At 68.0% G+C, this 22,353-nt stretch carries 18 protein-coding genes and 1 pseudogene; 17 read left to right on the top strand and 2 right to left on the bottom strand.

Annotated features, from left to right (window positions below; genetic code table 11):
• Nucleotides 1-260 precede the first annotated feature (260 nt).
• The 5 genes from OG456_RS14290 to OG456_RS14270 all read left to right on the top strand — a co-directional run bounded on the left by OG456_RS14290 (nt 261) and on the right by OG456_RS14270 (nt 3,761).
• A complete protein-coding gene (locus OG456_RS14290; RefSeq protein WP_266560912.1) occupies nt 261-722 on the top strand; it encodes a hypothetical protein in 462 nt (153 codons plus the stop codon).
• Nucleotides 715-1,287 (top strand): SMI1/KNR4 family protein, encoded by a 573-nt coding sequence (locus OG456_RS14285; protein WP_266560910.1) that lies wholly within the window; start codon nt 715-717, stop codon nt 1,285-1,287. The genes OG456_RS14290 and OG456_RS14285 overlap by 8 nt, the downstream gene beginning before the upstream one ends.
• A gap of 80 nt (nt 1,288-1,367) precedes the next feature.
• Nucleotides 1,368-1,850, top strand: a complete 483-nt coding sequence (locus tag OG456_RS14280; RefSeq protein WP_266560908.1) for an SUKH-4 family immunity protein — start codon at nt 1,368-1,370, stop codon at nt 1,848-1,850.
• Between the two features lie 175 nt (nt 1,851-2,025).
• Nucleotides 2,026-3,150, top strand: a complete 1,125-nt coding sequence (locus tag OG456_RS14275) for a hypothetical protein (RefSeq protein ID WP_266560906.1) — start codon at nt 2,026-2,028, stop codon at nt 3,148-3,150.
• 41 nt (nt 3,151-3,191) lie between these two features.
• Nucleotides 3,192-3,761 carry a DinB family protein gene (locus tag OG456_RS14270; protein WP_266560904.1) on the top strand — a complete coding sequence of 190 codons (570 nt, stop codon included), beginning with the start codon at nt 3,192-3,194 and terminating at the stop codon, nt 3,759-3,761.
• A gap of 9 nt (nt 3,762-3,770) precedes the next feature.
• Here OG456_RS14270 and OG456_RS14265 read toward each other — a convergent pair whose 3' ends face one another.
• On the bottom strand, nt 3,771-4,025 hold the full coding sequence (locus OG456_RS14265; protein WP_266560902.1) for a DUF397 domain-containing protein: 255 nt from the start codon (nt 4,023-4,025) through the stop codon (nt 3,771-3,773).
• A pseudogene (locus tag OG456_RS14260) lies at nt 4,015-4,823 on the bottom strand (Scr1 family TA system antitoxin-like transcriptional regulator). The gene OG456_RS14265 and the pseudogene OG456_RS14260 overlap by 11 nt, the downstream one beginning before the upstream one ends.
• A gap of 118 nt (nt 4,824-4,941) precedes the next feature.
• Here OG456_RS14260 and OG456_RS14255 point away from each other — a divergent pair.
• The 12 genes from OG456_RS14255 to OG456_RS14200 all read left to right on the top strand — a co-directional run bounded on the left by OG456_RS14255 (nt 4,942) and on the right by OG456_RS14200 (nt 22,306).
• Entirely contained in the window at nt 4,942-5,160 is a 219-nt protein-coding gene (locus OG456_RS14255) for a hypothetical protein (protein ID WP_266560900.1), read from the top strand.
• Nucleotides 5,161-5,356: 196 nt separating this feature from the next.
• The gene (locus OG456_RS14250; RefSeq protein WP_266560898.1) at nt 5,357-6,166 is read left to right on the top strand and encodes a hypothetical protein; all 810 of its coding nucleotides are present in this window, start codon (nt 5,357-5,359) and stop codon (nt 6,164-6,166) included.
• A gap of 119 nt (nt 6,167-6,285) precedes the next feature.
• Nucleotides 6,286-7,095, top strand: a complete 810-nt coding sequence (locus OG456_RS14245) for a hypothetical protein (RefSeq protein WP_266560896.1) — start codon at nt 6,286-6,288, stop codon at nt 7,093-7,095.
• 233 nt (nt 7,096-7,328) lie between these two features.
• The gene (locus OG456_RS14240) at nt 7,329-15,953 is read left to right on the top strand and encodes a DNRLRE domain-containing protein (protein ID WP_266569227.1); all 8,625 of its coding nucleotides are present in this window, start codon (nt 7,329-7,331) and stop codon (nt 15,951-15,953) included.
• Nucleotides 15,954-16,079: 126 nt separating this feature from the next.
• Complete coding sequence (locus tag OG456_RS14235) at nt 16,080-16,523, top strand: hypothetical protein (RefSeq protein ID WP_266560894.1); 444 nt, start codon at nt 16,080-16,082, stop codon at nt 16,521-16,523.
• Nucleotides 16,520-16,972 carry a hypothetical protein gene (locus OG456_RS14230; protein ID WP_266560892.1) on the top strand — a complete coding sequence of 151 codons (453 nt, stop codon included), beginning with the start codon at nt 16,520-16,522 and terminating at the stop codon, nt 16,970-16,972. The genes OG456_RS14235 and OG456_RS14230 overlap by 4 nt, the downstream gene beginning before the upstream one ends.
• Before the next feature lie 142 nt (nt 16,973-17,114).
• Nucleotides 17,115-18,035 (top strand): L,D-transpeptidase family protein, encoded by a 921-nt coding sequence (locus OG456_RS14225; protein ID WP_266560890.1) that lies wholly within the window; start codon nt 17,115-17,117, stop codon nt 18,033-18,035.
• Nucleotides 18,036-18,283: 248 nt separating this feature from the next.
• Nucleotides 18,284-18,694 carry a hypothetical protein gene (locus OG456_RS14220; protein ID WP_266569225.1) on the top strand — a complete coding sequence of 137 codons (411 nt, stop codon included), beginning with the start codon at nt 18,284-18,286 and terminating at the stop codon, nt 18,692-18,694.
• A 97-nt stretch (nt 18,695-18,791) separates the two neighbouring features.
• Complete coding sequence (locus tag OG456_RS14215) at nt 18,792-19,409, top strand: RNA polymerase sigma factor (protein WP_266569223.1); 618 nt, start codon at nt 18,792-18,794, stop codon at nt 19,407-19,409.
• Nucleotides 19,406-20,143: a hypothetical protein gene (locus tag OG456_RS14210; RefSeq protein WP_266560888.1), complete on the top strand. Its 738-nt coding sequence runs from the start codon at nt 19,406-19,408 to the stop codon at nt 20,141-20,143. The genes OG456_RS14215 and OG456_RS14210 overlap by 4 nt, the downstream gene beginning before the upstream one ends.
• Before the next feature lie 322 nt (nt 20,144-20,465).
• Nucleotides 20,466-21,152, top strand: a complete 687-nt coding sequence (locus OG456_RS14205; protein WP_266560886.1) for an RNA polymerase sigma factor — start codon at nt 20,466-20,468, stop codon at nt 21,150-21,152.
• A complete protein-coding gene (locus OG456_RS14200) occupies nt 21,152-22,306 on the top strand; it encodes a hypothetical protein (protein WP_266560884.1) in 1,155 nt (384 codons plus the stop codon). The genes OG456_RS14205 and OG456_RS14200 overlap by 1 nt, the downstream gene beginning before the upstream one ends.
• The last annotated feature ends 47 nt before the right edge of the window (nt 22,307-22,353 follow it).

The raw sequence follows: 22,353 nt of genomic DNA, 5'->3' as shown, positions 1-22,353 counted from the left end.
TTCGGGGGATCTTTGCTCCTCGTGAGGTCGGATGACCCGGTGAGCGCACAACTTCCGGCCGTCGCGGAGTCATTGCACGGGAGGTAAAGGGCTTGTCCCCTAGGGCTCCATGGAGTCGGCCGATCTGGCCCATCGGAGGATCGACAGGTTCTTATCGCCTGAGTACCGTTCAATAACGTCTTGGTCCAGAACAGCACGGATTGGTAGACGACATGACTGGTCGGAGTTCCCGGTTGGTGCCGTTTTGATATCGGGGAGTCATGTTTAGCGTAACCTTCGCCACGGAATCGCTGCGTGAAATGACCGATAAGCAGCGTGAGAAGCTGGAACGTGCCAGTGAAATGGACCTGCGCTACGAGTACTTCTGGGCGGATTTTCGGCTGGCCGCAGGTGGCCTTGGGGTCGAGGAGTTCCCAGGAATTCCGGTGCTCGACTTCATGTTCTGCCTCCTGCTTTCCTCGCAGGAAATCAGAGAGGGGGACGCTGGCAGCGTCGCCTTCACGGAGAGTGACCTGTTGATTGAACTCGTGCCCAGTGGTGAAACCCTGACCATCTCGAGGTCTTGGGACCCGGTGGCGGGGAACTGCACAATTGCAGAGTTTCTGGTCGACGTCTCCAGGTTCTCCGGCGATACGTTGGAGTACATCGCTCGCAGGTACCCGGACTTCCAGGGGCACCCCACTCACCGAAAGTTGATGGACATGCTGGAACAGCTTGGGTGAACAGCCCGGATTGGCGGACGACATGCTGAAGATCGAAGGACTGGAGGCCGCGCTTCCGTCGATGACGCAGTGGCGTGTGGCGGCGGGGCGCAGCGTGGACTGGGCCGCCCTTGAGGCGGTCCTCGGGACGGCGCTGCCCTCGGACTTCCGTTCTTTGGCGGAGGCGTATCCGGTTCTGGTCATCGACGACTTCCTGAGCGTGTCCGTTCCCCGACCCGGCACCGAGGAGTCATGGGCGTCCCAGTCCAGGGAGGACGAGATCCTTCAGGATCTGTACGAGATGGGCGATACGGAGGACTACGTTCCCTACCCGCAGTCGGGAGGCCTGATTTCCTGGGGGGATTCCAATTCGGGGGACGTCTTGTACTGGAAGACGAGCCCCGCGGACCCGGACGCTTGGCCGGTGGTCGTCCGCACGGACAACGCCGAGTGGTTCGAGTTCCCGGTCGGCGCCGTCGAGTTCCTGGCCGGCGTGTACGGGCGCACCATCGATGTGCCGGGCATGCCCAGGAACTTACCCAGAAGCAACCCGCAGGTGCTGGGCCTGAGCGACCGTATCGACTGAGTGGCAGCCCGGGTAGGCCGAAGGAGTCCGTGCCACTGTTGGCGGCGCCACCTCTGCCCGTCGTCCAAGAGGAGCTGACCATGGGCGCCACCCCTCCCGAAATGCCCGCCTTTTCCATGGTTCTGCTTGAGGCGGACCGGTCGTCGCTCGAAGTTCCGGCGGAGTCGATCGGGTACGCGTACTGGGCGGCGGAAGAGCTGGAGCCCGTCGTCATCGGCGGGACGCGGTTCATCTGCTTCGGGCATACGGGTGCCACTGGTTCCATCTTGCTGAATACGGTCACCGGTGCCGTGGTCGAGTCTCACGATGAGTTCGAATCGACAAGCCTCGTCAACTCGTCCCTGGAAAAGTTCTCCGCGTGCGTCAAAGGCGTGATCGAGCAGTTCCCGTTCTATTCGGAAGACGCCGAAGGGAGCGAATGGGAATCAGCGGCTGACGATGTGGTGGGCCTTGTGCGGAAAGTCGACCCTGCGGCATTCATCGAGGGCGGATATTGGCATGAGTTGACCTCGGACATCATGATGGGCGACTACGCGACGGAAGCCGTGCTGGGTGCCGAGTGAGATTTTCTGTTGAGCGTGGAAAGCTGTCGCCGTCCGAAGAGACTCCGGCGTGCCTTCACCACCAGCCGGCGCGACCGGATCGCTTCGGTTGCTTCATTCGTTCCGTTTGTTTCGTCGTTCGCGTGTGAGGGGTGCCGTGTTGTAGAACCGGGGCCGTCGTCGGGCTGGAGGGGCCATGAACCGGCTGCTCGGTTATGGGATGTGCTGGGTGGCCGTCATGGGGTCGATCGCCCTCGGGGCAGGGGAGTCCGGTGTCGACCGGCTGGCGTCGGGGCTCGCGACGCTTCCCGCGTGGGCGTACATCGGCTTCCGTGTCCGGCGGGAGATACGGGCGATCAGGGAACACGGCGGGCTCGCGCGTGAGCGCGGGAAGCGGAGGAAGTTCATGGAGCGCGACGAACTGGTCGACGCCGTCACGCGGTTGGTCGGAGGCGACCCGGAGCCGTTGAAGTGCTGCGGGAAGGGGCACAGCGCCGGGCACGTGTGCGTCGCTATATCCGATGAACTCGACCTCGCCGGCGTGGTGGACGGAATCAGCAGCCGGTACGGGTCCTCCCGCAGTCTCGCCCTGCGCGGCTTCGCCGATCCCACCGTGGACGCGACGACCGGGCTTCCCCTGCTCGCGCCCTTCGGCACCGACGTGATCGACATGCGGGCCTGGGCACACGCCGGTTCGTGGATAGGGGCCGGGACGGTCCGGACGGGCGGCGACGTGCAGCATGTCGTCCTCGTCGCCGAGCGGGCCGTGCCCGTCGTGGAGGGGCTGCCCGCCGACGCGACGTGGGTGGACCGGGTCGTCGCCGTGACCGGGTGGGCCGGTGAGGCCCGTACGGTCGACTGGGATGCGGTGGAGGCGCGGCTCGGCACCAGGCTGCCCACGGACTTCAAACAGCTCGCCGAGATCTTCGGACACGGCGCCTTCGACGGCTTCCTCACCCTCTACGTGTCCGAGTCCGACGTCCCCGGCATGGACTTCGTGGAGCACGCGGAGTATCTGGCCGGGTTCGCGGCCCGCTCGGGCACGAGCCTGTGGGAGCCGTACGGCATCCATCCGGCGCCCGGCGGACTCCTGGAATGGGCGTCGTCCGAGCAGGCGGACCAGTTCTACTGGCTCACCGAGGGCGACGACCCCGACCGCTGGCCCGTCCTGGCGTCGGAGGACATCCCGGACACCTGGACCCGCTTCGACGGCACGGCCGCCGAGTTCGTCTTCCGCATGCTGACCGAGCGCTCGCATCCGCACTCCGTCGCCCGCTATTACGACACGCACTGGTTCCAGAGTTACGAGGACGAGGACTAGCTCGGCAAATCAGTGGCGGGCCCGGACCCCCACCGACGACCATGCGACGTATGACTGACCAACCCGCACGATGGAGCCAGGCGACCGTCTACCCCGACATGTGGGCCGACCCGGACGACGACCCCCGCAGCAGCGAAGGCGTCAGAGCGGAAGGCGAACTGGAGACGCTCCGGACTTTCCTGGCGGACTACCGCCTGACCCTCCGGATGAAGTGCGAGGGCCTGGACCCGGAGCAGCTGGCCCGCCGGTCGGTTGCGCCGTCGACGATGTCACTGCTCGGGCTGCTGCGGCACCTTGCCGAGGCGGAGCGGGACTGGCTCAACTGGATATCCGACGGCGAGCCGCTGCCGAAGCTGTACGGCGAGCCTGACGGGGACTTCGACGGCGCTGTCGCCGAGCAGGCCGTGATCGACGCCGCGTACGCCGATCTCGAACGCGAGCAGGCCGCGACCGACGCCGCGCTCGCCGGGCACCCGGATCTGGGCGAGCGTCTCGGGAAGGTCGAGATCCCGGTACGGGAGCTGCTGGTGCACCGGGTCGAGGAGTACGCCCGCCACTGCGGCCACGCCGACCTGCTGCGCGAGTGCATCGACGGAAGGGTGGGCCAGTAAGCCCGTCGCTCAGCGGCGCGGGCGGTCGGCCGCCTTCACCGCACCGAGGAACGCCGTCCACGCGCCGCTCGTGAACACGACCGCAGGGCCGTGAGGGTTCTTGCTGTCACGTACGGGGACGTGGGCGGCGCAGGGGCAGTCGTTGACCTCCAGGCAGTCGCCGCTTTCGCCGCCGCTGTAGCTCGACTTCCGCCACATCGTCAGGGATGAGGCATCGGCGACGCGGGCGTGCTGCCGCTGCTGATCACTGCTGCTATGCGTCATGTGCGTAATCCTTTGCGACGGACCTGATCAGCGCCAGGGACTTACGGTGCGACAGCGCGTCGCCCATGGCGTGATCGTAGGCCGCCTGACATTCGCCTACCACGGAGGGGAGTTCAAGGACACGTCCCGTTTTGAGACCCTCTACGTAGGCGACCGGTGGCAGATCATCGAACCGCATCAGGACCACGATGCCCTCCAGGAGGGCGTGGTAGCCCACAGAGAACGGCAACACGTGCACGCGAATGCGGCGGCGTTCGCCTAACTCCGCAATGTGACAGAGCTGTTCGCACATCACTGCCGGACCGCCCACCGGGCGTCGCAGAACTGCTTCGTCGAGGAGATACCAGGCCACCGGCGAGGTGAAGTCGTCCAGGATCCGGGCCCGGTCCAGGCGTGTGACAAGGAGCTTGTCACGTTCCTCGTCGGTCTTCGGCGGGAAGCCGGACTGGAGCACTTCGCGGGCGTACGCCTCGGTCTGGAGCATGCCGGGCACCAGCTTTGGCGCGTACGTCCTGATCACCGTCGCCTGTCGCTCCAACTCCATTGCCTCCGCGAAGTGTTCGGCGACGCGGCCGGCAGGAAGTTCTCGAATACCCCGCCCGTAGTCAGCACTTGGTCCAGGCGTCGCGCGTCCTCAAGGGACGGCCGGCGACGTCCCGCCTCGATGTGGGCGATGTGCGTGCGGGACATGATCGCCCGCACGCTCAGCTCTTCCTGCGTGAGTCCGGCGGCCTCGCGGCGGCGCCTCAGCTCATCCCCGTAACTCGTCCGCGACCCGGGATTGTCCTCGATCGCCATCCGCAACTCCCGTATGTGCAACTTGCGTTGTCACGCTCGGACCACTGGCGAGCCTAGCTGCGGCGACCTCACTCTGTGACCGGTTTTCCACGGAGAGCGAGATCGAGAGGCAGTGTCGATGCAGCACGGGGAAGGCGCGTTCGTCGCCCACACGGGTACGGACGTCTACGGGCCCGGCAAGGTGCTCGGTGTCGACGGGGAATCGCGGCGCGTGCGCTTCGTGTACTTCGTGGCGACGATCGCGGCGCGAGACCTGCGGCCCGCGTCCGCGAGCGAAGAGGTATGGGTGCGGGCGTGGCTGCGGGAGCGTGCGCAGAGATACGGCGGGCAGTGGTGACTACGTCAAGTGACCGTTCGCGTACGCAAGTTGCGGTACGGTGAGCGCGACAGCGCGCCTCGAAGTCGCTTCGATCGGACATGAGGCGGCCCTCAACGCCGGTTCCCGCCAGCGAAGAGGGCCTTCATCACCAGTGGTTAGGGTCCACCGGAAAATGCTTCGTCATGCTATCGCGCCTGCCCGTTTCTTCAGTCAGGTGCCGAACGAAATCCTCCGCCATCCGCGCCTCTCATCGGACGCTGTACGGCTGTTGACCTGGCAGTTGTCACTCCCCGATGACGCCAAGGACCCCTTGTCGAAAACCGCCCGTCAGGCCGGGATCGGCAAGTGCGCCTTCAGCCGCGCCAAGAGTGAACTGAAGCGCGAGGGCTATCTGCACGAGTGGCGCCAGCAGGGTGGCCGTGGACTGTGGTCGACCGTGCAGCTCGTCTCCAATGTGCCGCTGAAGCCGGAGCAGGCGCTCGCCTTACGGGACGGGGCTCCGGCGGGCGGAAACCCGGCCGCCGGTGAGCCGACCGGCCGGACCGTCGGTCGTCATCCAGAGAAACCCGTTCTTGAGAACACCCCCCACCATCCCGGGACGCCTCCCGAGGCTCCTGCGGTGACGGATGCCGGGCGCCAACTCGTTGCAAGCATCCTGGACCTGGAGCCAAGGCTCCGCGTGCCTCGGGGCATGCTGCCGGAGCTGGCGGCACTGGCAAGCGCCTGGCTCGAGGCGGGGCACGCACCCGGTGGCGTACGGGCGCATGTGCAGCGCAGCTTGCCGGGGCCTAAGCAGCCGGTCCTCAAGCCGGGCGGCCTGCTCCGGTACATCCTGAGCGACGTACCACCGGCCCCTGTCGAGGAAGAGTCCCGCCGTCCCGAACCCGTACAGCCACGTATCGCCCAACTGCGGGAATGCGAGGGCGTGCATACGCAGGCGCGCCTGTTCCGGCCGGCGGGCGACGAGGAATTCTGCGGCGAGTGCCTGCGGGGGCGGGTGGCTGACGGCGCGGCGCGGCTGTAGAGCCGCTCCGGGCGGCCCGATTGCCGGGATGCGGAAGCTGGTACCTCCCACGGACTGCCGTCCGACCTCGTTGTGTCCCCGTTTCCAGCTCACGGAGGATGGGGCGGAGGGGGTGGGCCATGACGGAACGGGCGAGGGCTACGGCTCAGAGTGTGGGAGGGCTGCCGGGCAAGGGCGGTGCCCGCCGGCGGACACCGGGCTGGACCCGGTTCATGGGCGTGCTGCTGATTCTGCTGGCCCTGATATCGGCGGTGCTCTGCTACATCGCGTTCAGTTGGTGGCTGCCCTCTGACAGGGATCGCTACCGGGACTACGTGGCAGCCGAGCCGTGCCCCGCCCGTGCGACGGCGCAGATGCGGAAGGACTGCCTGAGCACCTGGCATTTCACCGTCGTGAAGACGGTGATCAAGAACGGCGGGAGGACTTCCACCTATAAGGCGACGCTGAAGGACGGGCACTCCTGGCAGGGAGTCGTGGACTTCGGCGACCCGGGGCCGCTCCTGGAGCGGCTGGAGACCGGCGACCGGGTCACGGCCACCGTCTGGCGCCGCGACATCGTCGTACTCAGCAAGGACGGCGTCCGGCAGGACAGCTCCGAGGCACCCCGCGACGAGCTCCAGATGAACGCCGCCATGGGCATGCTGGCCGCGTTCTTCGCGGCTCAGGCGTTGGCTTTCGGCGCGGTACGCCTTGTCGTGCCTCGTGCCTACGCGCCCTTCACCTGGGACCCGTACGGCAGGCGGCTGCTCTTCACCAGCATCGCTGTCTGCTTCGGGGTGGGGCTCCCGGCGGTCTGGATCGGCATCCCGTGGTGGACCGTGCCCGCCCTCGGGCTCCCGGCCATGGCGTGCGCGGCGGTGCTGATGTACCCCCGCCTGGAGCGCACGACCGCGGGCAGGGAAGTCGGCGCGCGCAGAAAGACGCCTTGACCTCCATCTGCCCGAAATGGGAGTCGAGTTGACTCGCGACTCCCTGAATGAATAGAACTCCGTCGCCATATCTAAATATTCGTCGGCCGGGCATGCCCGGCCGACTCTTCGGCATGCCTGGATTCCGGGCTGAGCCGAGCAAAGGCGAAGGGTTACTGGACGTGAAAGTCCGTTATGGGAGAGTGATCTCCTGTTTGGTCGTGTCGGCGGTGGTGAGTGCCGCGTTGCCGCAGATGGCGTACGCGGCCTCCTCCGGGGACGATGACAAGGGAGTCATCGACTCCATCGCAGGCTGGTTCTCCGACGACGACGAGGACGGCGACAAGCCGCCCACCGGCGGCAAGCTGGAGATGCCGAGTCGCGAGAAGCTGCCCAAGGGGAAGAAGGCCCCGAAGGCCAAGCGGGTCAAGGAGCTGACGTCCCGCCGCACCGAGCACGCCCGTTTCTGGCAGTTGTCCGATGGGCGTATTCAGGCCGAAGTTTCTGCCGTGCCGACCGGCTACCGATCCGGCAAGGGGAAGAAGGCACCCTGGAAGACCATTGAAACGGGCGTCGGAACCACCCACGCCAAGGGATTCGATTTCGCCAATACGTCGAACTCCGCGCGCAGTTGGTTCGGTGGTGATTCCCGGCGGCTGCTGAAGTTCCAGGCCGGCGTCGACGGTCCCGCCGTCAGCCTCGGCCTCAAGGGCGGCGCGGACGCCAAGTCCCTCGACCCGGTCGCCAAGGGCTCGACGGTCACGTACAAGGACGCCGCCGCCGGTGGCGCCGATCTGGAGTACCAGGTCGGGCCCGGGCGCGTGAAGGAGAACATCGTCCTGGCGCAGGCGCCGGGCGAGGCAGTCTCCTACACCTTCACCCTCAACACCGGTGGTCTGACGCCGAAGGCCCGTAAGGACGGGTCCATCGCGCTGTACGGCGAGCTGCCGAACACGCCGGTGATGGTGATCCCGGCCGCGTACATGTCGGACACCCGTAAGGACGCGGACTCCCCGTACGGGCTCGCCTACAGCCCCAAGGTCTCCCAGAAGCTCGTCCGTGACGGGAAGAACTGGCTGATCAAGGTCACCCCGGACGCCAAGTGGCTGGCGGTGAAGGCCCGTCGGTACCCGGTGACGATCGACCCGACGATCACCATCGCGCCGACCCCGTCGCAGTCCCAGGACACGATGGTTCTGTCGGACCAGCCGTCGGCGAACTTCAACAACACCTGGAAACTGTCGGCGGGCAAGACCGACACGGGCATCTCGCGGTCGCTCATCAAGTTCCCGCTGAATGAGATCCCTTCGGGCACGAAGATCGACTCTGCCCGTCTGGAGATGTACTTCGACCAGGCGCACACCACCAACGCCAACGACGTCACCATCGAGGCTCACCGGGCGACCGGCGCCTGGGACGAGTCGACAGCGACCTGGGCCAACACCAGTGCGTTGTCGGGTGAGTTGTCGGGCACGACGTACCAGATAGATGACGGGGACGCCGGTACGGCCGCGGTGGGGGAGTGGCCTCGTGCCACGACCACGGGCGGCGCTGCCACCAACGACGACTTCGCCTACAACAAGAACAGCACGACGGGCGAGTCGTACACCTGGCAGCCGCAGATCCCGGAGACCGCGTCCTACCGGATCGACGCGCACTTCCCGCCCGCGACGGACGGCGCGACAGCCGCCCCGTACACGATCAACCACCGGGACGGCACGGCGACCGGCACGGTGAACCAGTCGGGTTCGACGTCGGCGTGGAAGGCGGTGAACGCCAGCCAGTTCTACTTCGCCAAGGGCAACGCGGGGAAGATCGTCCTCGGTGACACGGGCAGCTCCACGACCCGCAACATCGCCGACTCGATCCGCCTGGTGAACCCGGCGCAGATCGTCAAGAACACCGGTGAGTACAACCAGTGGCACAAGTTCCCGGTGACGGACACCGTCCAGCAGTGGGTCTCGGGTACGTCCACGAACAACGGTTTCGTGCTCCAGGCCAAGGACGACACCGTGGCCGGCACGCTCACCGGCGGCCCGCGCTACGAGGCCGGTGACGGCACCTCGTACGGCGGCGAGACCGCGACGTATCCGCGGCTGACCGTGACGTACGGCAAGGTCGGGACCGCTCTCGACTCGCCGACCGTCGTCCACGACACCGGCCCGGAGCTCACCTGGAACGCGTACAGCAACACCACCGGCGACAGCGGGCTCGACATCGCCGAGTACCAGCTCCACCGCTCCACCCAGCAGGTGTTCACCCCGTCCGCCGCGACCCTCGTCGCGCCGATCGACAAGACGGCCACCGCCTACACCGACACCACCGCGACCCCGACGCCCGATTCGTCCACGGACGAGATCGGGCGTTCGTATTACTACCAAATCGCGGTGAAGACGAAGGACGGCTCCGTCATCGGGTCGCCCACACGCATCGTCGGTGTGCCGAAGGCGGGCCGGACGATGAAGCTGATTCAGGGCACGGCGGGCGGCGTCACCGACACCACCCTCTCGTCCCAGCAGCCGACGACCAACGAGGACACGATCCTCTCGTACACGCCGCAGAAGTGGCTGAGCGTCGGCAACAACTCGGGCACGTACGGCAAGACGCGCGCCGGGCTGAAGTTCCCGACGACGTCGATCCCCGCGACGGCCACCGTTCTCGACTCCAAGCTCTACATGTGGGGCGCGGAGACGACGACCGGTACGGACGGCGCGATCTACGAACTCCACGGTCTCAACAAGGACTTCGCGGAGACCGGCGCCACCTGGAACAACGCCACGGCGACCACCCCCTGGACCGCCGCGGGCGGTGACTTCGGGGCGACCGTCTCGGACACCGTCGCCCAGGTCTCGGAAGTCGGCCGTCACTGGTGGGACGCCACCTCGCTCACGCAGGGCTGGGTGAAGACCCCGTCCAGCAACAAGGGCGCCATGGTCAAGCTCAAGGACGAGACGACCACCGGACCCCAGGAGCGCACCCTGTTCCTGGCGTCGGAGGCCGCCGACCAGCAGCTCGGCCCGCTGCTGCGTGTCATCTACGTGGACGCGACGACGGAGAACACGTACTACGCGCCGCAGACGCCGGCCCGTATGACGCCGAACTCCACGTACACGGTCGACATGACCGTCACCAACACCACCAACAGCGAGTGGCTGGCCGGTGAGCGGCAGCTCTCGTACACCTGGAAGCTGCCCGACGGCACGGACGTCACCAACGGTGGCAACCAGCTCTCCACCGCCGTCCCGAACTTGAAGCCGGGACAGTCCGCGACCGTCCAGGCGCAGGTCAAGACGCCGATCAACTCGGACGAGGGCAACAAGCGCACGGACTACGTGCTCGGCTGGGACATCAAGAAGGTGTCGGACGGCAGCTGGCTGTCGGCCGGGACCGGTGGCATCCCGTCCCTCAAGCAGAACGTGGCGGTCGAGGACCCGACGTCGAACTCGCTGGGTCTGGAGAAGTTCTACTCGTACACCGGCAAGAACACGGGTTCCGGGTCGACCGTGATGAACAACCTGGCCTCGGGCAACGCGGTCTGGTCGTACAACGCGTTCAACAACCCAGGCCGCGGGCTCAACACCTTCGCCCGGTTCTCGTACAACTCGCTCGACACCAGTGACACCGTGCTGGGTGCCGGCTGGTCCGGCCAGACCGCGGGCCCCGTCCGCCTGGGCGCGCCGCTGGACTTCCATCCGAATCCGAACCCGACGGAGATCCGTCTCCCGGACGGTGACGGTACGACCCATGTCTTCGCCAAGCAGGGCGACGGCACGTGGAAGGCGCCCGCGGGCGTCCACTACAAGGTCACGATGAAGTCGGGCCTGGACTGCACGCCGAACAAGGACCCGATCCCCGACGCCTGGACGCTCACGCGCCCCGATGGGACCCGTTTCCTCTTCGGCTGCGACGGATATCTGACCTCGGTCGTCGACCGGAACGGCAACACGCAGACCTACACGTACGAGGAGCACAAGGCGGGCGGCAAGCCCACCAAGTACCTCAAGTACATCACCGACCCGGCGGGGCGGCAGTCGCTGAGCGTCGACTACTACGACAAGAGTGAGGCGCCCTTCCCGAAGGTCATCGACCACGTCCAGTCGATGACGGACATCTCGGGCCGCAAGCTGACGTTCGAGTACTCGGACAAGGCGCTCCTGACGAAGCTGACCGACGGCACCGGATCGTCGCAGCCGAAGGTGTTCGGCTTCGAGTACGACGCGACGCAGGGCAACAAGAACGTCAAGCTGGTCAAGGCCACCGACCCGCGCGGCAACGCCACCGGTCTGGCCTTCAACGAGCCCAAGGCCGGTGACGACCCGAAGTACCACTGGTGGACCAAGACCATCACCGACCGCGCGGGCGGCGACACGGGCTTCACGTACGCGGCGAACGCCACGAACCCGAAGTTCACCGACTCGAAGGTCACCGACGCCGAGTCGCACGTCACCACGCACGTCGCGGACGACTTCGGCCGTCCGGTGCAGAACACCAACGCAAAGTCGCAGACCGCGAAGATGGGCTGGGACGCGGACAACAACGTCACGTACCTCGAAGAGGACAATGGCGCCAAGACCGCTTACTGCTACGACCAGAAGACCGGTTACCCGCTCTGGCAGCGCGACCCGGAGAACAACAAGGCCGGGGTCCCGCCTCAGTCGGACTGCGCCCCGGGCACGTACCCGGCCAACTCGGCCCGGTACGAGTACCAGAACCGGATCGACGGCTACTCCGCCGACCTGTACACGAAGACGTCCCCGGAGGGGCGCAAGTGGCAGTTCGCGTATGACCCGTTCGGCAACCTGAAGACGGTCACCGACCCGAAGGGCGTCGCCACCACCGGCACCGCCGGGGACTACACGACGTCGTACGAGTACGACTCTTACGGTGAGCTGGCCAAGGCGACGGATGCCAACGGCAACCCGAGCACCAACAGCGACTTCGGCCCCACGGGGTACCCGGCGACGATCACCGACGCCCTCGGCAAGTCGACGTCGTTCGTCTACGACGAGCGCGGTCAGGTCACTCAGGTCACCGACGCGCTCGGCAAGAAGACCACGCAGACGTACGACGCGTACGGGCGTCCACTGAGCCGGAGCGTGCCGAAGGACCAGTCCGCGGGTGTCCTGATCACGACGCCGGCGCCGGTCTACGACGCCAACGACAACATAACGAAGTCGACGTCGCCCAACGGCGCGTTCTCCACGGCTGTCTACGACAAGTCGGACCAGGCCAGCGAGGCCACGGCCCCGAAGGACACGACCACGTCCGACGAGCGCAAGACGACCTACACGTACGACAAGGTCGGCAACCTCAAGACGACGACGGAGCCCAAGGGTTCCCTGACGTCGACGGACACCACCGACTACGTCACCACCAACAACTACGACGAGATCTACCAGCTCACGTCCGTGGTGAACGCGGGGGGCGACAAGGTCTCGTACGGCTACGACAACGTCGGCAACACCACCAAGGTCGTGGACCCGAAGAAGAACGCGACCTCCGACCCGGACGACTACACCACCAAGACCGACTACGACCTGGACCACCGGGTCACCACGCTGACCGACGCCGCGGGCAAGACCAGCAAGAAGTCCTACGACAAGGACTCCCTCGCCATCTCGACCACGGACGCCGAGAACAACACCGTGAACGTCACCTATGACGAGCGCGGCAAGCAGACCGAGGTCAAGGTCCCGTACTCGGGCACCGCGCCGATCACGTACCGCTCGACGAAGTTCGAGTACGACCAGGTCGGCAACACCACCAAGGTGATCACCCCGAGGGGCGTGGCGACCGCGGCCTCGGACGACTTCACCGCGCGTACCGAGTACGACGCGCTGAACCGTCCGGTCAAGCAGTACCAGCCGTACGACCCGGCGGACGCCCGCTACAACAAGGCGGACGTCTACACGCGGACCGACTACGACGCGGTGGGCCGGGTCGCCACGACCTCGATGCCGCCGTCGGAGGGCCAGACGGTCCGTAACGACACCGGCTACAGCTACTTCGACAACGGCTGGACGAAGTCGTCGACCGACCCGTGGGACATCAGGACCACGTACGACTACGACGAGCTCGGCAAGCAGACCGCTCGCACGCTCACGTCGGCCGGCGGCTCCTCGGACCGCACCATGTCGTGGTCGTACTACCCCGACGGCAAGCTGAAGTCGAAGTCCGACGACGGTGTGCCGGTGGGCAAGTCGGTGGTCCTGGTCGACAACTCCGACACGCAGAACACGTCCTCGACGGGAACCTGGGCGACGGGTGACATCCCGGGGCAGCAGGGCTATGACCACCGCACGCACGCGGCGGGCAGTGGCACCGACGCGTTCACGTGGACGCTGAACATCCCCAAGGACGGCACGTACACGGCGTACGTGAAGTTCCCAAAGGTGACCGGCGCCGCGACCACGGCGAAGTACACGCTCACCCACGGTACGACGACCGAGTCGGCCGTCACCAAGGACCAGAACGCGAACACCGGTACGTGGGTCAGCCTCGGCTCCTACTCCCTCAAGCAGGGCGAGGATTCCAAGCTGAAGCTGGACCAGAACAGCGGCGGCATCGCGGTCGCGGACGGCGTGAAGCTGGTGCGCGACACGGCAGGCGATCCGGCCGACACGGAGAAGAAGTCCTTCGCATACGCCTACGACGCCAACGCCAACCTGACGTCCATCGACGACACCTCGTCCGGCGCGAAGATCGACGCGTACACGCTGGCGTACACGGGCCTCAACCAGATCTCCAAGGTCACCGAGGCGCTGGCGGGCCAGGACAAGAAGACGACGTCCTACACGTACGACGCCAACAGCCAGCCGGACACGGTCACCCACCCCGACCAGTTCTCCAAGTACACCTATGACCTGCGTGAGCTGGTCAAGACGGTGTCGGTGGGCACGTCGGCCACGGACGCGTCGCCGAAGGTGTCCTCGTACGCCTACACCGACCGCGGCCTGAAACTGAAGGAGACCAAGGCCAACGCGAACACCGTCGACTACGGCTACTACCTCGACGGTTCCCTCAAGACCCAGACCGAGAAGAAATCCAACGGCACCCTGGTCAGCGACCACACCTACGCCTACGACCCGAACGGGAACAAGGCGCAGGACATCGCGAAGAAGATGAACGCCGACGACCACGCGGCGCTCCTCTCCTCGACCACCGACTACACGTACGACCCGGCCGACCGGCTGGCGAAGTCCGTGAAGACCGGCACGGGGGCGGGAACCGACACCTACGTCCACGACGACAACGCCAACGTCGTCTCGCAGACGGTCGACAGCACGACGTCGACGTACGACTACGACCGCAACCGGCTTCTCACGTCGACGACTTCGGGCACGACGTTCTCGTACGACTACGACCCGTTCGGCCGGCAGGAGTCGGTCACCGGGGGCGGCAAGACCATCGAGCGGAGCGTCTACGACGGGTTCGACCACGTCGTCGACGCGCAGAAGCTCGACGACTCCGGCACCCTGAAGTCGACGAAGTACACCTTCGACCCGCTGGACCGCACCGCCTCGAAGACGGCGGACGGCAAGACCACCGACTACGACTACCTCGGTATGTCGACGGAGGTCATGGGCGAGGAAGTCGCCGGCAAGCTGACCAAGTCCTACCAGTACAGCCCATGGGGCGAGCGCCTGTCGCAGATCACGCACAACAGCGACGGCACGACCGAGGACGGCTACTACGGCTACAACGGCCACTCCGACGTCGAGACCCTGACGACGAAGGACGGCGACACCAAGGCCACCTACGGATACACCGCCTACGGCAAGAACGACGACTCCGAGTTCACCGGAATCGACAAGCCCGACGCGGCCGACCCCACGAAGGATGCGTACAACCCGTACCGCTACAACGCCAAGCGGTGGGATGCCAATTCGGGCACGTACGACATGGGTTTCCGGGAGTACAACCCGGGCCTGAACCGCTTCACCACCCGGGACATGTACAACGGCGCCCTCGCCGACAGTGACCTCGGCACCGACCCCATGACCGGCAACCGGTACGCCTTCACCGGCGGCAACCCCACGAGCTTCGTGGAGATGGACGGCCATGCGCCGTGTGCCGAGGGCATCATGGACGTGTGCGGCGGATCGCTGGACATGGGCGGTGTCTGCCTGATCTGTGTGGCCACGCCGAACCCCGGCGCGTCCAAGCCGATCGCGCGAAAGCCGGCCGTCGCGAACACGGACCTGGACAAGGCGCTCGACCAGCTGTATGCGCGCGACTTCGTCAAGGACTCGGACGTCTTCGGTGACGGCAAGACCACCACGGCGCTCCTCCAGGAGTTCAACTCCGGTCAGAAGACCGGAAAGCTCTGGCACATGCAGAAGGCGTCCAACGCGATGGTCGCCCTCTCGAAAATTCTGGAGAACGACCGCCGGGCCCGGGTCAAGGGGAACGGGCTGCTCAACGACGCCGACCTGAAGGTCGCCCAGGCCGAGGCCGGCGAACTGTGGAACGCCCTCAACTCCAAGGACGTCGCGGGTGCGCTGACCAAGGACGTGTCGGCCAACCCCGAGATGCTCGCCGCGGTCAACACGAACCGGGCCACTGTCGCGGGGACGCGCGCCATGCAGGACCTGACGGGGCAGGAGTTCGCCCCGGCCCATCCCCTGGCGCGACAGACGCCCGTGGGTGAGCCCGTGAAGATGCGGGGCGCCTTCAAGACGCTCGGCATCGTCGGAGGTGTGGTCTCGGCAGCCCAGGCGCCGAGCTACATCAAGACATACGGCTGGGGCAGAGGGGCATGGGAGATGTTCAAGGACACCTTCGACCCCTTGGGCGTCGCCAACAGTTACGGTGACCCCTTCGTCGACGACGGCAGCGGTTCGAACATCTGCGATCCGTCGAGCGGGAACTGCGCCTGACCGGTAACGGCTGACCACAGCTGATTCCTGGGCCCGCCGCGCACCCAGCGTGGCGGGCCCTTTCCGCGCCGGTATTTCCCGCCGGCATTACAGTGCATCCGTACTCAGGAAAGAGGTTCGAGAAGAGTGACTTCGACAGGGGCCGGTCGAGCGGTCGAAGAGTTCCTGCGCATCGTCCCTGGGGCGCGCGCTGTGCTCGACGAGGTGATCGCCGCAGATCCGGAGTACTACGGGGCCTGGGCGCGGGGGCGCGTCGACGATCTGCTGGAATTCCTGCTCCAGGCGTTCTCGCGGCCCGTGCTGCTGCCCCTGCTGAGGGCCGGCGCCACTGCCGACGGGGCGTCTGTCCGTGCCTGCTTCGAGTACGTCGAATCCCTGGCATCCGACCCGAACTCCTATGTGGAGAGCTCCGTCTACTTCGGAATCCTGGAACAGTTCCTGGAAAGCGAGGGAATTCTGCTGGCGGCCCTGCGGTCCAGCCTTCCCGTGACACGGGCGAAGATCGTCTCGATGCTCGAGGAATATCCGGCGACACTCCGTGAGCTGCGAGCGGCGGGGGCGCTCGAGTGACCGGGCCCGACATCGGCAGGCACCAGATCCCCGGTCTCCTCCTGATCATGGTCCCGGAGTCCCGGGACGGGATCGAGGCCGTGGCGGGGATGTCCGCGGAACAGGCCGTCTCCGGGGATCTCGACTGGTTCGATCTCTACGACTTCCTGCGTGACGTGGTCTTCCGCGACCTGGTCCGGCCCGAGCTGCTCACGCCCGAGGCGGAACGTGACACCGAACTGCTCGGCCGGTGCGCCGAGTTCACCGAGAACCTGCTCCTGAACTCGACCCAGCCCGTGGCATCCGCCGTGTTCTACCAGCTGGTGGAGCCGCTGTACGCGAGCGAGGAACTCCTCGTCGCGGCCGTCCCCCTGATGCAGCCGGAGATGCTGCGCGTCACGCTCGAGGACATGGCGGTGGACCGGCTTTCGGCGTCGGCGCGCGCCGCGTTGGCGGATTACCTCCACTGATCGCCGTGGAACCCGTGCAACCTGGTGGAGTTGGGCGGATTCTGAAGGGTGCGCCCGGAATGTCTTTCGGGTCGCGGGCGTGTGAGGGGCTCCTATATAAACGGGCCGCCTCCCCACACCAGCCCACTCGAAGGGTCTCTTCGTGCTGCCTGTTTCCCGTTGCCGTACCGGAATCGTCTCCGCGGGCGCCGTGCTCCTGCTGGCTGCCACCGCCGCGTGCGGGCACCAGGACAAGCCGGGGGCGTCCGGCGCGGACCAGGTGCGGGCCGAGGACGCCGGTGCCGCGGCCGCCCCGGCATCCACGTCCCCCTCGCCCTCCGCATCCAAGAAGTCGAAGCAGCCGAAGAAGGCGAGCCCGAGCGGCTCCCCCTCCGCGTCCGCCTCGAAGTCCGCCTCGGCCACGTCCTCCGCCGGATCCCCGGCCAAGTCCGGCGCCACCGGGTCCAAGGCCCCCGCCCCGGGCTCCGCCCCCGACTTCCCCGTGCCCGTCGAGGTGGGCAACGCCACCCAGGTCATCACCGTGAAGTCCAGCGGTTCGTACGCGACCGTCACCGCCTGGGCCAAGGGGTCCGCCGGGTGGAAGTCGGTCCTCTCCACCAGCGCGGGCCGCGTGGGCTCCAACGGCGTCGTCCCCGGGTCGACGCGGCGTCAGAGCACGTACACGACGCCCTCGGGCACGTACACGCTCACCGAGGGGTTCGGGGTCGAGGCGGGCGGGACGAACATGCCGTACACCCGCGTCAACTCCACGCACTGGTGGGTCGAGGACTCCGAGTCGAAGTTCTACAACTCGATGCACTCCGCTGCCGGCGCTGACTTCCCGCTCACCGAGAGCGGCGACCGGGGCAGCGAACACCTCGTCAACTACCCGACGCAGTACGCCAAGGCGCTCGTCATCAACTTCAACCGCTGGCCCGCGGTGCCGGGCCGCGGTGCGGGCATCTTCCTCCACGTCAACGGATCGGGCGCGACCGCCGGCTGTGTCTCCGTCCCGCGCGCCACGATGGACCGCATCATGAGCTGGGTTCAGCCGGGCGCGCATCCGCGCATCGCGATCGGCTGACGCCCGGAGCTCTGGAAACACCTCGTTCCGCCCCTCCGTGCAGGGGCCACGTAGACGCACAGTTGCTTCAAAGGTTGTACGGCCTTTGCCAATTGGTCATGTGAGAAGCGACATGTGTGTGACGCGTGATGCTTCGGTGACGCCATCCGCTGGGCCATGCGGGGAGTCGCGATGGCGGCTCCCCGGTACCGGACCGAGGGGCGGACACCATGGGAGTGGGCCACAAACCTGAGCCGAACGCGGCGGACATGCGGCGGCACGCCGCGGGATTCGTCGCGCACGCCACCGCGCGCAACCGGCTCCCGCTCGACTACACCGTCGCCAGCCTGCGCGTCGCGGACTTCCTCATCGACGGCCTGCGCAAAGGGACTTCGGACCGGACGTCCGTCACGGGGGCCCTGTTCGGCATCGGCGCGTACGTGGGGGAGGTGCTCGTGCGGCGGGCCGGCGCCGTCTGGGTCGACTTCGACGCCGCCCAGCGCCTCTACTTCGGCCAGCCCGCCGGCGTCCGCATGCCCGACGAACGCGTGTGGAACCCCCTCGGGAAAGTCGTCAACCGCTTCGAACTCGGCCGCGAGGAATCCCTCCAGACGTTCTACCTGACGCTCCACGGGCGCGGCGGCGACCGCGGCAAGGGAGAGACCTGCGCCGCCCTGTGACATTTCTGTGGGCCGGAACGCTGATGACCGTGGGGGCATGGACACGATGACCTGTGTCGCGTCGGGCCGGTACGCGGACGTACGAAGAGGACAACGGTTGGGCCAGGTGGGGGAGCCCCGTCGCGCGCACGCGCGTGACGAGGAGCTGGGCGCGGCCGTCGCGCGGGCACAGGACGGGGACGAGATCGCGTTCGCGGTCGCGTACCGGCTCGTGCAGCCGGGGCTGGTCGGCTATCTGCGCGGCCTCGTCGGGGACGAGGCCGAGGACGTGGCCGGTGACGCCTGGCTGGAGATCGCCCGCGACCTCGGGCGCTTTCGCGGCGACGGCGCGGGGTTTCGCGGCTGGACCGCGACGATCGCCCGGCACCGCGCCCTCGACCTGCTGCGCCGCCAGAAGGTGCGCCCGCGCACCTCGGGCCTCGAACAGGACATGCTCGAACTCCCCGGTACCCACAGCACGTCCGACCAGGTCCTGGAGACGATCTCCACCGAAGAGGCGCTGAGGCTGATCAGCGGCCTCCCGCGCGACCAGGCCGAGGCGGTGCTGCTGCGCGTCGTCGTCGGGCTCGACGGAGCGTCCGCCGCGCGCGTCCTCGGCAAACGTCCCGGCGCCGTGCGGACCGCCGCGTACCGGGGCCTCAAGAAGCTCGCGGCACAGCTGGGCGCGCGAGGTGTGACGGATGACGGCCCCACGACGCTGGGGGAGTCGAGATGACTGAAAACCCACTTGTGTCCGAGGACGAGCCGGCCGGCCCGGCGGGTGCCGGGAGCTTCGAGGCCCTGCTCGCGGCCGCGGTGCGTTCCGCGGGGCCGCGGGATGACGCCGAGGAGCGGGCCGTCGCCGCGTTCCGCGAGGCCCGCGACCGGGGCGCGCACTCGGCCAGGCCGCGGCGCCGCGACGACTGGCGTCCGCGCTCCCGAGGCCTCGCCCGCTGGTCACTGCGCACCACCGTGGGCACGCTGGTCGCGGGCGTCACGCTGGGCGGCGTCGCGATGGCCGGGATCGGTGCGGTCGGGGACGCCCCGGACGACGATGCCGGCCAGCGGCCTTCGCCCAGGCGGAGCGCCTCCAGCACCCCTGGCCGGTCCACGCCCGACCAGGTCCGGCCCTCCGCCACCATGCCCGCCCCGTCCCACGCGCCCGGCCGGTCCGCCGGTCACCCGGACCAGGCCGGGCACACCCTCGCCAAGTGCCACGCGTACGCATCCGTACGGGACCAGGGCACGGCGCTCGACTCGCCCGCCTGGCAGCGTTTCCTCACGGAGGCGGGTGGAGAGGCCTCCGTGGACGCGTACTGCGCGGCGGAGCGGGCCCGCCAGGAGACCGGCGGCGGCAACAACGGCAACAACGGCGGCGACAAGGCGGCCGGCGAGAAAGCCGACGGTCAGCAGAACGGGCACCCGAGCCCGAGCCCGAAGCCGAGCCGGGCGAAGAATCCGAAGAAATAGCTGAACCCCGAGAAGCAGGGGAGTCCCCGGCGCGTAAGGGTGCGGGGGCGGCACCGGCACGCCTCGGCGCGCCCGCCCCGAAGGGCACCGCCGGGACGGCCGAGGCCGCCACCCCCCACAGGAGAGGCCCCGGCCGTCGCGCGGTACGGGCCGCGCGGCGGCCCGTACTACCTTCAGCGCCGCGCGTGCGGTTTCTGTCACACCGCGTTGTGTCACGTGCTAGTTGCGGGTTGTACCAAACGTGGACGGGGAGCCGTATCAGGCCGTAGCGTGCTGGTTCGCGTCGGTGAGCGGCGCAGGGTTTAAGCGCAAGGGTGGCGCAGTGCTGGGGGACGACGCGGAGCTGACGGCCGCGGTGCATGCGGCGCAGGACGGGGACGAGACCGCGTTCCGGACTGTGTACCGCGCGGTGCATCCACGCCTGCTCGGGTACGTACGGACACTCGTCGGTGAACCGGACGCGGAGGATGTCGCGTCCGAGGCCTGGCTGCAGATCGCCCGGGACCTCTCCCGGTTCAGCGGCGACGCCGACCGCTTCCGCGGCTGGGCCGCACGCATAGCCCGTAACCGCGCCCTCGACCACATACGGATGCGGGGACGCCGGCCCGCCATAGGCGGTGACGAGACCGAGCTCACCGGCCGGCCCGCGATATCCGACACCGCCGACGAGGCGATGGAACTCCTCGCCACCGGTGACACGCTCGCGCTCATCGCCCAGCTTCCGCAGGACCAGGCCGAGGCCGTCGTCCTGCGCGTCGTCGTCGGGCTCGACGCGAAGAGCGCCGCCCAGACCCTCGGCAAGCGTCCGGGCGCCGTCAGGACCGCCGCGCACCGCGGCCTCAAGCGCCTCGCCGAGCTGCTCGGCGCCGAGGGTTCGCATGTGCAGACGGCGCACGCGGGCCCGGACGGCACGCTCGACGCCGTACCGCCCCCGAGAGAGCCGCGCGGGCACGCGGTGACGTCCGCCGGTGTGACGCATTCGCGGACGCGGACGCAGAAGGACATGTGATGGCCGACGAGCACAACAAGTGGCTGGACCGGGACGCGGCCGAGCGTCTGCTGCGCGGTGAGCCCCTGGAAGCCGTCGACGCAGCCACCCGCGCCCGGGCCGCCCGCCTCGCCGGGACACTCGACGCACTCGCAGTGACACGCGTAGACGGAGGCGAGCTGCCGGGTGAGGCAGCCGCGTTGGCCGCGTTCCGCAAGGCGCGCGAATCCGGCGCGCAGGAGCCCGGCTCGGCGACCCTGAAGGCACGCCATGCCAGGCCCCGCGGGGCTCTCGCCCCGGTCTCCTCGCTCCACGGACCCGTGGGCCATGAGAACGACGCGAACGCGAACACGAACGCCGCGATCGGCGGGCACGCCGGTTCCGACGTCGGCAGTGTCCGCCTCGCGAGACCCGACGCGCGGCCCGTCCGCTGGGGCCGCCCGGTACGGTTCGGGATGGCCGCCGCGCTCGCCGGATGCATGATCGGCGGCGTCGCCGTCGCGGCCGGGACCGGAGTGCTTCCGTCGCCGTTCGGCGGCCGCGGCGAACCCGGGCCCGCCGCCAGCGTCTCCGCCGCCGCGTCTCCCGAACAGCCCCTCACCTCACCGTCGCCCGAAATCTCGGACACCGACGGCGGACGCTCGGGCAGCGCCGTGCCCGACGGTCACTCGCACGAGCCCGGCTCGGGCGCCCCGTCCCAGGACGACACGGCGGGCCGGGCCGGCCCGACGACGACGCAGCCCGGCACCGGCCCGCGCGCATCGGACGCCGCGGACCGGGAGGCCGGGCGGCAGCGCCTGGTCGACGCCTGCCGCAAGTACCGCGGCGGCGCCCTGAGCGACTCCGAGAAGGAGCGCCTCCGGGCCGCCGCGAAGCGCGTCGCCACGAAGAAGGGGGACCGTGACCTCGACCGGTTCTGCGCCCGCGTCCTCGAAGAGGAGGCCGCCGACTCCGGCGGCGGGGACGACGGCGGCGGCAACAAGAACGACGACAAGAACAGCGGCAAGGACGGCGGCGAGGACAGCCAGAACGGCGAGGACTCCGGCGTCGTCGGCGCCGTGCCGACCGCCTCGTGGGTCCCGTCCGACCCGGGCGGCGACGCTTCGGGAACCGGGCCGGCGACGCCGTCCGCGACGGCCTCGGCCTCGTACAGCGCCGCGGCCTCGCAGCCCTGAGCCCGCCCTGACCTGCGGGAACAAAGAATTTCCGAGGCGGGTGTGAC

Origin of the sequence: Streptomyces sp. NBC_01446, assembly GCF_026340095.1 — a bacterium.
Taxonomy (GTDB): domain Bacteria; phylum Actinomycetota; class Actinomycetes; order Streptomycetales; family Streptomycetaceae; genus Streptomyces; species Streptomyces aureus.
Note: the sequence above shows the minus strand (reverse complement) of the source record. Positions and strands in the feature narration are given on the sequence as shown.

Coding starts and splice junctions, on each gene's coding strand:
- OG456_RS14290 (WP_266560912.1), top strand. CDS start 261: ATGTTTAGCGTAACCTTCGCCACGGAATCGCTGCGTGAAATGACCGAT.
- OG456_RS14280 (WP_266560908.1), top strand. CDS start 1,368: ATGGGCGCCACCCCTCCCGAAATGCCCGCCTTTTCCATGGTTCTGCTT.
- OG456_RS14275 (WP_266560906.1), top strand. CDS start 2,026: ATGAACCGGCTGCTCGGTTATGGGATGTGCTGGGTGGCCGTCATGGGG.
- OG456_RS14270 (WP_266560904.1), top strand. CDS start 3,192: ATGCGACGTATGACTGACCAACCCGCACGATGGAGCCAGGCGACCGTC.
- OG456_RS14265 (WP_266560902.1), bottom strand. CDS start 4,025: ATGACGCATAGCAGCAGTGATCAGCAGCGGCAGCACGCCCGCGTCGCC.
- OG456_RS14255 (WP_266560900.1), top strand. CDS start 4,942: ATGCAGCACGGGGAAGGCGCGTTCGTCGCCCACACGGGTACGGACGTC.
- OG456_RS14245 (WP_266560896.1), top strand. CDS start 6,286: ATGACGGAACGGGCGAGGGCTACGGCTCAGAGTGTGGGAGGGCTGCCG.
- OG456_RS14240 (WP_266569227.1), top strand. CDS start 7,329: ATGGCGTACGCGGCCTCCTCCGGGGACGATGACAAGGGAGTCATCGAC.
- OG456_RS14220 (WP_266569225.1), top strand. CDS start 18,284: ATGCGGCGGCACGCCGCGGGATTCGTCGCGCACGCCACCGCGCGCAAC.
- OG456_RS14210 (WP_266560888.1), top strand. CDS start 19,406: ATGACTGAAAACCCACTTGTGTCCGAGGACGAGCCGGCCGGCCCGGCG.
- OG456_RS14200 (WP_266560884.1), top strand. CDS start 21,152: ATGGCCGACGAGCACAACAAGTGGCTGGACCGGGACGCGGCCGAGCGT.